Raw genomic sequence first — 10,380 nt, forward strand, 5'->3', positions numbered from 1 at the left:
CAGCACGCCCCGCAACAGACGGGCGTCCCAGCGAACCCAGGGCCGCCCGAGTTGATCGCTTCCTTCGAATAGTCATCGCAACCTCCAGATCCAGGAGTGTTGCGACGACCGATTGAATCCGCCTCCCGGCCCTCCCTGCGCGATGGTGTTACGGCTTATACGCACTCTCCCCGGGGACCGGCGTTATTGCCCCCGTCATCCGTGCGCCCGTCGAGCGCTGCGAACTTGGCATCAGCACCGGGATGCCAGGACCATGCGATTTCGCCGTCCGCGCCGTATCGTTCGTCCGTGAACTGATCGTCCACTGCGATACATCGCGTCCACCGCGTCGCCGGCTCAACGTTCGTGACGATCGCGAAGCGCCCCTCTTGATCGAGCCGTGACGCGCGGAAATGTGCATCTGATTTGCCCGACGGCGCAAGCGATTTCTTTTTTACGGAAGGATCGGGCAGGTTTTGGTAAAGTGCGCTCGTGGCGCAAATCGGCTGAGCCGCCGTCGATCAGATGCGATTAGTCAAGGAAATGAATGGTGTCATTCCTGCCGTGAGCCGAACCCATCACCACTGATGATTGTTGCGAAAGCTGGAGCGGCATCGCGGTAAATTACGACGGAAGGTGGCTTTGGGTCGCAGCGTCCGCCGGGACAACATCTGAAGTGCAGTCGGCAGCCGCCGCTTCAGCGTTCGATCACCCAGCGCGTTACAGCCTGATGATAGTTGAGCGGACCCGGCACCGTCTTGTAGGTCTTTACATATTTGAAGCCGGCCTTCTGCACGTTGCGGTTCGGCGCGCCGTTATAGGCGTTGGGCTCACAGAACAGTTGCTTCAGCGCGAAGGTCCGGAGCTAGATCTCGACGGTGCGGCGAACGCATTCGACACCCACGCCCTGCTGCCTCAGCTCCGGCACCACGACATGCAGATGCATGTTGGCGTGGCTGCCGGATACGATCTTGTCGCAGCTCGAGAACCCGATGGCGCGACCGTCGAGACGCCAGATGACATAGAAGTTCGGGCGCCCGGGGACCGGCAGCGCATCAAGCTCCCTGAAGCGTCCGGCCCAGGCCGTTCGCGCCGGCAACCGGCTGGGATCGACGCCCATCATTTCCAGGTGCTCCGGCGTCGACGAATGAAAATAGTCGATGACGATGCCGGTTTCGCCGAGCGCCATCTCGCGAACATCGAGATTCATTGCCCATCTCCTCAGCTAGTCGTCGGGTGGGCAAACGCGCATGGCAAAATGCTTGCTGTATTCGCTTCTCGCGCGCGCCGTGCCCGCGCCACAAGCAAGATGGTGGGCACGGCGCGCAACATCACGCAGCGATAACGAGCAGCGTGCGACGCGCCTTTGCCCACCCTACACCTTCAGCCCCGCTGCCAACCGTTCCAGCGAAGCCAGCGATATGCGGGGCTCCGCAACATCCGGGATGTCGCTTCGCTCATCCAGGCTACAGCGGTCCTCGCTCGGACAGAGCGCACCTCACACCGGCCTCTCCCCCTTCACGGTCACGCGCGTACCCGAACGGGTATGTGGCCAGTAGTCCCACATCGCGCGGTGCTGGGTGCAGCGGTTGTCCCAGAACGCGATGGCGTTCTCGGTCCAGCGGAAGCGGCACTGGAATAGCGGGTTTTCGGCGTGCTGGTAGAGATAGGCGAGGATGGCATCGCTCTCGTCTCTGGGGACGCCGATGATGTGGCGGGTGAAGCCACGGTTGACGTAGAGCGCCTTGCGGCCGGTCACCGGATGGGTGCGGACCACCGGATGCTCGGCGCTCGGATAGGCCGGACGGTCGGCGACGCCGTAATTGGCATAGAGCCCGCGATAGACGCTCTCACCGTCATGCAGCGCAGTGAGGCCATCGAGGTAGGCTTTCATGCGATCCGACAGCGCCTCATAGGCCGCATACATGCTGGCGAACAGCGTGTCGCCGCCGTGCGGCGGGCACTGCCTTATGTGCAGGATCGAGCCCATCGGCGGCTCGACGTCGCAGGACACGTCCGAGTGCCAGCCCTCGCCATTGGCGCGCGGGGAATCCTTGTCGGCGTAGATCGTCATCAGCGCGGGATCGGAGCCGTCATGCGGCGCGGCGGGATGGATATGCAACTCGCCGAAGCGGCGGCCGAAGGCGAGATGCTGCTCCGGCGTGATGCGCTGGTCGCGGAAGAAGATCACGGAATGCTCGGCGAGCGCGCGATGGATTTCGTCCATCTGGCGGTTCGGGCTGGAATCGCCGGAGACGAGCCGACCGATATCGACGCCGGAAATCTCCGCGCCGATGATGGGCGTGAGCTTGTCGATGCCGATGGTCTCGTACGGCGCGGCATCATCCGCGATATGCCGATAGCGTGGCCCCTGCTTGCCGGCGAGCGAGCTCATGGCGCGGGTCTCCCTCATTGATTGAGGAGCATGGTAGCGCGTGAGAAAGGAAGTGCAATCCGACATGCCTTCGCATGGCTGAGCACTAAAGCGCCGGAAGTTGGCTATGCCAATGATTGCGCCCTCTCCCCTTGCGGGAGAGGGCTACACGGCAGCCCGCGGCATCCTCGCTTGGGTGAGGGGTCGGCGCGGCAATCGCGGATCTGCGAGGAGGAGAGAACCCCTCACCCGGCAGCCTCCCGGCGATGCTTCGCATCACCTTGAGGCTGCCACCCTCTCCCGCAGGGGGAGAGGGTGCACCGAACCCTGAGCCTGCTCCGGTTGACTACTCCGCCGCCGTCACCTCGGCCACCTTCGCACCTGCGCCGTAGCGCTGGTCGATGTAGTCGATGACGAGCGCCTTGAAGTCGGCGGCGATGGTCGGGCCGCGCAGGGTGCGAAACTTCTTGCCGTCGACGAACACCGGCGCGGCCGGCGCTTCGCCGGTGCCGGGCAGCGAGATGCCGATATTGGCGTGCTTGGATTCGCCGGGGCCGTTGACGATGCAGCCCATCACCGCGACGTTGAGCGCTTCGACGCCGGGATATTTCGTCTTCCAGGTCGGCATCTCGTCGCGGATGAAGCCCTGGATCGAGCTCGCCAGCTCCTGGAACGTGGTCGAGGTGGTGCGGCCGCAGCCCGGGCAGGCCGCGACCAGCGGTACGAAGGTGCGGAAGCCCATGGTCTGCAGCAGTTCCTGGCCAACCTGCACCTCACGGGTGCGATCGCCGCCGGGCTCCGGCGTCAGCGAAATGCGGATGGTGTCCCCGATGCCGCCCTGCAGCAGGATGCCGAGCGCGGCGGAGGAAGCGACGATGCCCTTCGAGCCCATGCCGGCCTCGGTGAGGCCGAGATGGATGGCATAGTCCGAACGCGATGCGAGGTCCTGGTAGACCGCGATCAGATCCTGCACGGCCGAGACCTTGGCCGACAGAATGATGCGCTCCTTCGGCATGCCGAGTTCCTGGGCACGGGCCGCCGAATGCAGCGCCGACTGCACCATCGCCTCGCGCATCACGGCGCGGGCATCTCGCGGATTCGCGGAGGCCGCGTTCTCATCCATCAGCTTGCTGAGCAGCTCCTGGTCGAGCGAGCCCCAATTGGCGCCGATGCGCACCGGCTTGCCATGCTTGTTGGCGATCTCGATGATGTCGGCGAACTGGGTGTCGCGCTTGTCCTTGAAACCGACATTGCCGGGATTGATGCGATACTTGGCCAACGCCTCGGCACAGGCCGGATGCTCGGCAAGCAGCTTGTGGCCGATGTAATGGAAGTCGCCGATCAGAGGCGTATCGATGCCACGCTTGGCGAGTTGGTCGCGGATGTGCGGGACGGCGGCGGCGGCCTCGTCGCGATCGACCGTGATGCGGACCATCTCCGACCCGGCGCGCGCCAGCGCTGCGACCTGGGCCACTGTGCCGTCGATATCGGCGGTGTCGGTGTTGGTCATCGACTGCACCACGATCGGCGCGCCGCCGCCGACGGCGACGTTGCCGACCATGACCTGGGTGGTCTGATGCCGGGGCAAAGGTCCGGCGATATCGGTTTGAGGCAGGATCTCGGGCTTGTTCATGGGGCCTCGGATATCAGGTTTTGATGACATTCAGCAATGGATCAGTCGGGGCATCAGGCTTGCGATTGGGCCGGTTAACCAGGAAAAGCCCTGCGATCACAAGGATCGCGGCCCCGCCAAAGGCGAGCGTGAGGGCGTCATGCATGATGAAATAGCTCGCCACCACCCCGAATAAAGGGGTGATGAAGGTGAATGCCGACAATTTGCTGGCGGAATAGGTCTTCACCAGCGCAAACCAGATCGTGAATGTGGTTCCGACCACCCAGAATGCCTGCCAGGCCATGAGTCCCATGACGAAGGGGCTCGGCATGTGGGTGATCCGCTCGCCGAACAGGAAGGCCGCCGTGCCCAGGATCGGGATTGAGGTTGCGACCTGGTATCCCAGTGCCTTCTCGGGCGGTGCGAACCGCAGCCGCGTTCCCTTGGCGACCACGGTGGTGGCGCCCCAGAGCATGCCGCCGAGCACGATCAGCAGGTCGCCCAGCAGCACCTTGCCGTCGACATTGGCCTGCGGCACCCCCATCGCCAACGCCACGCCCAGGAAGCTCAAGGCAAGCCCGCCCCATTGCGATGGGCCGAGCCGCTCGCCGAGAAAGCGGAACGAGCCCAGCGCGACGAAGAACGGCGCCGTATAGAGGAACACCACCGCGCGCGAGGCCGAAGTGAGCTGCAGGCCGCGGTAGATCAACACGAATTCGAGGCCGAACAGCACGCCGGCGAACAGGCCCGCGCCCAAGGTGCCGTCGCGCTCGAACATTTTCACGCCGCGAATCCGCGCCAGCAGCAACAGCACCGGGAGCGCAGCGGCCGAGCGCAGGGCGGCCTGCAGCATCGGCGGGATTTCAGGCAGCGCGAGCTTGATGGCGATCTGATTGAAAGCCCAGGTCAGGCAAAGCACGAGGATCAGGGCGATGGCGCCCGGATCGAGTGGACGGGCTGCTGACGACATCGATGGTTTTAGGGACATTTGCTCCCGGGCGTTTTGGCGTTTTTGTTCTTATTTGAGGTTATCGCGGTCACGCCGCCTGCTGGCAATGCGCGCAGGTGCCGGTGATCTCGACCACCGACAGTTTGGACGCGAAGCCCAAGGCACCGGCGGCGGCCCTCAGGCTGTCGGCAATCGACGCAGCCGGAATCTCGCCGACCGCGCCGCAGCGCTCGCAGATCAAAAATGCCACCAGCGCCGTGCTGTCGTGGTCATGGGCGCAAGCGAGATAAGCGTTCCGGCTCTCGATCCGGTGCACCAGTCCGTTGGCCATCAGGAAATCCAGCGCACGATAGACCGTGATCGGGGCCGGACGCGGCGCCGCCCGAGCCAGTTCCTCGATTATCTCATAGGCCCCGAGCGGCCGGTGGCTCGACAGCAGCGCCCGCAGCACCTGGCGCCGCAGTGGCGTGAATTTCTGTGCCCGCTGCGCACAGACATGCTCGGCGTGGTCGATCGCGTCCGCCGTGCAGCGGCCATGATCGTGATCGGGGGATGGAAAAGCCGGTTTCGCAGAGGTCATCGCCGGCGATCCTAACATTTCTTGGCCGTGACCGCCAAAGCGACCCGCGTCAGCCATGCATCCTATTCGGAGCTGCACTCCGAAACAGCCGGACCGGCGAGGTAGAAAAAATTAATGAGCTTGCTTATTATATTCCAGGCTTATTGGAGCCAAAGCTTATTTCCCTGACCAGCGGCGGACCGATGACCCACGACACCGTGGACATGAACTTCCTGTTTACGCTCGCCGAACTGCAGCGCCTGATGCGTGCCTATGCCGACAAGGCGGCTAGCCGCTATGGCATCACCCGCGCCCAATGGGCCGTGCTCGCCAAGGTCGAGCGCACCGAGGGGATGAAGCAGACGGAATTGGCCGAGCAGATGGAGATGCAGCCGATCACCCTGACGCGGCTGATCGACAAATTGTGCGACAATGGCTGGATCGAGCGCCGCGGCGACGACACCGACCGCCGCGTCAACCGGCTCCATCTGAAGCAAGCGGCCAAGCCATTGCTCGCCAAGCTGGGCGGCCTGCGCTCCGAGATTACCGCGACGGCGCTGGACGGTATTCCGCCCACTGAAGCCGAGCGGCTGATGACCCAGCTCGAAGACATCAAAGAAAACCTCCGTAATGCCCTCCAGTCCCTCTGCGAGGAACAGCGAAAGGAACAGCACTATGGCTGAGCCAGCCCTGAAACTCGCTCCCGACCAGAAAGCGGGCGCTCCCGCGCCAGCCATCGCGCCAGTGCCGCAGAAGCGCGGCTTCAGGCGGTATCGCCGCACGCTTCTCCTGGTGGTGCTGCCGATCGTCGCCGTCGTCGGCGGCTTGGTGCTCTATCTGAACGGCGGCCGCTACGTGACGACGGACGACGCCTATGTCGGCGCGCAGAAGGTGCTGATCACGCCTGACATCTCCGGCAAGATCACCAAGATCGTCGTCAAGGAAGGCCAGCCAGTCAACCAGGGCGACGAGCTGTTCGAGATTGATCCGGTGCCGTACCGGCTCGCGGTCGACCAGGCCAAGGCGGCGCTGGCGCAAACCCAGACGACCTATGAAAACCTGCTCGCCAACATCAAGATCTACGACCAGATGCTGGATCTTGCCACCAAGGGCGTCGAGCTGAAGCAGAAGGACGTCGATCGCAAGTCGACGCTCGCCAAGAGCAATTACGGCTCGCAGCTCGATCTCGACAACGCCTCGGTGGCCTTTGTCACCGCCAGCGCGCAGGTGCAGTTCATCAAGCAGCAGATCTCGAGCGCCAAGACCCAGTTGCTCGGCAATACCGACCTGCCGCTGGAGCAGTTCCCGCCCTACGTCCAGGCCAAGGCCAAGCTCGAGGAGGCACAGCGCAACCTCGACCACACCGTGCTGCGGGCGCCGATGGCCGGCATCGCCACCCAGGTCGAGCAGATCCAGCTCGGCCGCTTCGTCACCGCCGGCACGCCGGTGTTTTCGGTGATCGACATCGCCGATCCCTGGGTCGACGCCAATTTGAAGGAAAGCGACTTCACTTATGTCGGCGTCGGCCAGACCGTCGAGCTCGACGTCGACGCCTTCCCGAACCACGCCTTCAAGGGCACCATCGGCTCGCTGTCGCCGGGCACCGGCGCGCAGTTTGCGATCCTGCCGCCGCAGAACGCCACCGGCAATTTCGTCAAGGTGGTGCAGCGGGTGCCGGTGCGAATCTATTTCGACAAGGATGACAAGTTCGTCGCCAAGCTCAAGGCCGGCATGAGCGTCAACGTCTCGATCGACACCAAGCACGAGCGCTCGCTGGCCGGGCTGCTCGGCAGAGCGCACGCCGCCGAGAAGGCCGAGTAACGCGATGAGCGCGCCTGCGATTTCACCTTCGGCCGTTCCAGGCTTCCGCCGCAACATGGTGACGATCTGCGCCATGACGGCGACGATCATGCAGGCGCTCGACACCACCATCGCCAATGTCGCGCTGCCCTACATGCAGGGCACGCTGTCAGCCTCGCAGGACCAGATCAACTGGGTCTTGACCTCCTACATCGTCGCGGCGGCGATCATGACCGCGCCGGTGGGGTGGATCGCCAACCGGTTCGGCCGCAAGCGCACCTTCATCATCTGCTCGGCCGGCTTCACCATCGCCTCAGTGCTGTGCGGGCTGGCGCAAGACATCAACCAGATGGTGCTGTTCCGCCTGCTGCAGGGCGTGTTCGGCGCCGCGCTGGTGCCGCTGTCGCAGGCGGTCATGCTCGATTCCTACGCGCTGCATGAGCGGGCCAAGGCGATGTCGATCTGGGGCATGGGCGTGATGATGGGCCCGATCATGGGGCCCTCGCTCGGCGCCTGGCTGACCGAAGCCTATTCCTGGCACTGGGTGTTCTTCGTCAATCTGCCGTTCGGCATCATCACTGTGCTCGGGCTGTTGGCGTTCATGGACGAGACCAAGCCGAATACCGAACTGACATTCGACTGGTTCGGCTTCGTCGCGCTCGCGATCGGCATCGGCTCCTTGCAGATCGCGCTCGATCGCGGCGAGGACCAGGGCTGGCTCGAATCCAGCGAGATCATCATCGAGTTCATCATCGCGGCGATCGGCTTCTATTATTTCTTCGCGCATTCGCTGACCACGGCGCGGCCGTTCGTTCGCTTCGAGCTGTTCAAGGACAAGAATTTCGTCGGCGGCTGCGTGTTCATGATCGTGATGGGCCTGGTGCTGTACTCGACCATGGCGCTGGCCTCGCCCTATCTGCAGAACGTGATCGGCTATCCCATCATTACCGCCGGCATGTTGCTGGCGACGCGCGGCTGCGGCACCTTTGTCGCGATGATGATCGTCGGCCGGCTGATGCGCTATGTCGAGGCGCGGACCCTGATCATCACCGGCCTCAGCCTGACCGCGGTGTCGCTGTTCAGGATGACCGGCTGGACCGACCAGACCGGCGTGCCCGAGATCGTGGGCGTCAGCATCATGCAGGGCTTCGGCTTCGGCCTCGTGTTCGTGCCGCTGTCGACGGTGGCATTCCTCAGCCTGCCCGGCTATCTGCGCACCGACGGCACCTCGATGCTGACCCTGGTCCGGAACGTCGCGAGCTCGATCGGCATCTCGATCGCGATTGCCCAGCTGACCGAAGGTGCGCGGCGCTACCATGCCATCCTGAACGAGCACATTACGCCGTTCAATCATGCGCTGCAGATGCCGGACGTGTCACGCATGATCAACATGTCGAGCGACGCCGGCCGCGCCATGGCCGACGCCATGCTCTCGATCCAGGCGCAGATCCTGGCCTTCTCGCACGACTACCAGCTGGTGATGAGCTTCATCCTGGTCTCGATCCCGCTCGCCGTCATCATCGGCTCCAGCAAAACGGCGTTGCGCGCGCAGGCGGCGCCTGCGGACCATGCCGTGATCGAGTAGCGAGGTTTTTGGAATCGAAAAGCTGACGCAAACGTGATCTTTTCAGGGGCGCAAGTCCGTCACGTTTCGGGCTATGGTTTAACGACCCCTCATCCTCCGCGCCCCAGTTGTTCGCGGAGGGCCGCGCCTCATGGACTTCCGTGCCATGACGTGCCGGGTGGGGGCGGCGGCACCTCCAGCGCCGCCCCCACTCCCGGGGTTTTTATTCTCCGACTAAACAGTATGACGGAAGAAGCTCTCATCCTCCCCTGGAGGGGAAGGGTCGGCTCACGTGAAGCGCAGCGGAATGTGAGACGGGGTGGGGTGATCTCACGGCCTGGTCGGCTGCCGCGGCATCACCCACCCGCTCGCTTGCGCGAGCGACCCTGCCCCTCCAGGGGAGGGTGGCACTCGGCCTGGCGCGACATCGAACCGCACGACACCAACCTCACGACTGCGGTGATGACGGCAGCGGCTTGTCGTTGACGACGTTGGCCTTGAGAAGGTTCGCCTTGACGTCGCCCTTAAGGTCTCCTCTGGCCTCGCTCCTGCCGTCGCTGCTCGGCAGCACCACGCCCGCGAGCGCCTTGACCGGGTCGTCGCCCGGCGCGAAGCCGGACTGAATCAAGATCTCGTCGATCAAAGGCTTCAGTGCATGCACGCGCAGCAGCTCGCCGGCGAGGCCCTCGCCGAAGCCGACATTGCCGCCGCCATTGCCGTTGCCGCCGAGCATGCCGCCGGTGTGCAGGATGCGGACATCCTTGAGATTGGCGATCGGCTTCACCATCTCGCCGAGCGCGGCGGGCATGGTCGCGATCCGCTGCTTGGCGAGCTCAAAATCGATCACATTGCTGCCGAGCTTGTTCTGCGCCTCGTTCTTCAACAGGATGACGGCAGCCTCGGCCTCACCGATCTGGCGCACGCCGACCGCCTTGATCTTGTTGGCCTCGGCCTCGGCGTGGCGAGCGTCTTCGCCGCCTCGCCGCGATCGACCGCGGCGCGCTTCTCGGCCTCGGCCGCCACCGTGATGCCGGTCGAGCGCTGCTCGGCCTCTTTTCGCGCCGCCATCACGGCGGTCTGACGTTCACGGTCGGCAATTTCGAGCGCGCGCGCGGTCGTCACCTTTTCCTCGGCCGACACGGCGAGCGCCTCGGCCGCCTTCGCAACCGCATGCGCCTCCGAGGTCTCCTTGCTCTTGGTGGCGATCTGGATGTCGTTGTCCTGGGTCGCGATCCGGATCTCGCGGTCGGCGTCGGTCTTGCGCCTGTTGATCGAGAGGTTGGATTCGATCGCGGCGGTCTCCCGCACCTTCAACGCCTCGGCCTCGCGTTGCGCGATCTTCTGCTGGGCTTCGATACGGGCATTCTCTTCCGTGAGCCAAGCGGTTTGGGTCGCGCTCGCCACCTCGGCGCGCGTGCTCGCCGTCTTGTTGGCGATGTCACGCTCCTGGCTGAGCTCGGCCTCCTTCTTGGTGCGCTCGATCTCCAGCGTCTGCTGCCGCGCCTGCAGATCCTTCTGCGCGATCGCCACTTCATTGTCGCGG

General features: G+C 64.2%; 8 protein-coding genes and 1 pseudogene. 3 read left to right on the plus strand and 6 right to left on the minus strand.

The annotated features are described in order from the left end of the window. Positions 1-844: 844 nt before the first annotated feature. The 5 genes from WA702_RS18100 to WA702_RS18120 all read right to left on the minus strand — a co-directional run bounded on the left by WA702_RS18100 (position 845) and on the right by WA702_RS18120 (position 5,494). Positions 845-1,189: a GNAT family N-acetyltransferase gene (locus WA702_RS18100; RefSeq protein ID WP_425111907.1), complete on the minus strand. Its 345-nt coding sequence runs from the start codon at positions 1,187-1,189 to the stop codon at positions 845-847. 288 nt (positions 1,190-1,477) lie between these two features. Beyond that, positions 1,478-2,374: a TauD/TfdA dioxygenase family protein gene (locus WA702_RS18105; protein ID WP_425111909.1), complete on the minus strand. Its 897-nt coding sequence runs from the start codon at positions 2,372-2,374 to the stop codon at positions 1,478-1,480. Positions 2,375-2,699: 325 nt separating this feature from the next. Further along, complete coding sequence (gene ispG / locus WA702_RS18110) at positions 2,700-3,986, minus strand: flavodoxin-dependent (E)-4-hydroxy-3-methylbut-2-enyl-diphosphate synthase (RefSeq protein WP_425111910.1); 1,287 nt, start codon at positions 3,984-3,986, stop codon at positions 2,700-2,702. Positions 3,987-3,999: 13 nt separating this feature from the next. Continuing rightward, positions 4,000-4,935 (minus strand): DMT family transporter, encoded by a 936-nt coding sequence (locus tag WA702_RS18115; RefSeq protein WP_425111911.1) that lies wholly within the window; start codon positions 4,933-4,935, stop codon positions 4,000-4,002. 67 nt (positions 4,936-5,002) lie between these two features. Further along, positions 5,003-5,494, minus strand: coding sequence for a Fur family transcriptional regulator (locus WA702_RS18120; protein WP_425111912.1), 492 nt, complete (start codon positions 5,492-5,494; stop codon positions 5,003-5,005). A 182-nt stretch (positions 5,495-5,676) separates the two neighbouring features. Here WA702_RS18120 and WA702_RS18125 point away from each other — a divergent pair, with 182 nt between their 5' ends. From WA702_RS18125 to WA702_RS18135, 3 genes are read left to right on the plus strand one after another with little or no spacing between them, the layout of a single operon-like run. After that, a complete protein-coding gene (locus tag WA702_RS18125) occupies positions 5,677-6,156 on the plus strand; it encodes a MarR family winged helix-turn-helix transcriptional regulator (RefSeq protein ID WP_425111915.1) in 480 nt (159 codons plus the stop codon). Then, the gene (locus tag WA702_RS18130; RefSeq protein ID WP_425111913.1) at positions 6,149-7,294 is read left to right on the plus strand and encodes an HlyD family secretion protein; all 1,146 of its coding nucleotides are present in this window, start codon (positions 6,149-6,151) and stop codon (positions 7,292-7,294) included. The genes WA702_RS18125 and WA702_RS18130 overlap by 8 nt, the downstream gene beginning before the upstream one ends. 4 nt (positions 7,295-7,298) lie before the next feature. Continuing rightward, positions 7,299-8,858, plus strand: coding sequence for an MDR family MFS transporter (locus tag WA702_RS18135; RefSeq protein ID WP_425111914.1), 1,560 nt, complete (start codon positions 7,299-7,301; stop codon positions 8,856-8,858). A gap of 427 nt (positions 8,859-9,285) precedes the next feature. On the opposite strand, the pseudogene WA702_RS18140 reads toward WA702_RS18135, so the two are convergent. Then, positions 9,286-10,380 (minus strand): annotated as a pseudogene (locus WA702_RS18140) (flotillin domain-containing protein); the annotation flags it as partial.

This window comes from Bradyrhizobium sp. (assembly GCF_049798375.1).
In the GTDB taxonomy this organism is placed as follows: domain Bacteria; phylum Pseudomonadota; class Alphaproteobacteria; order Rhizobiales; family Xanthobacteraceae; genus Bradyrhizobium.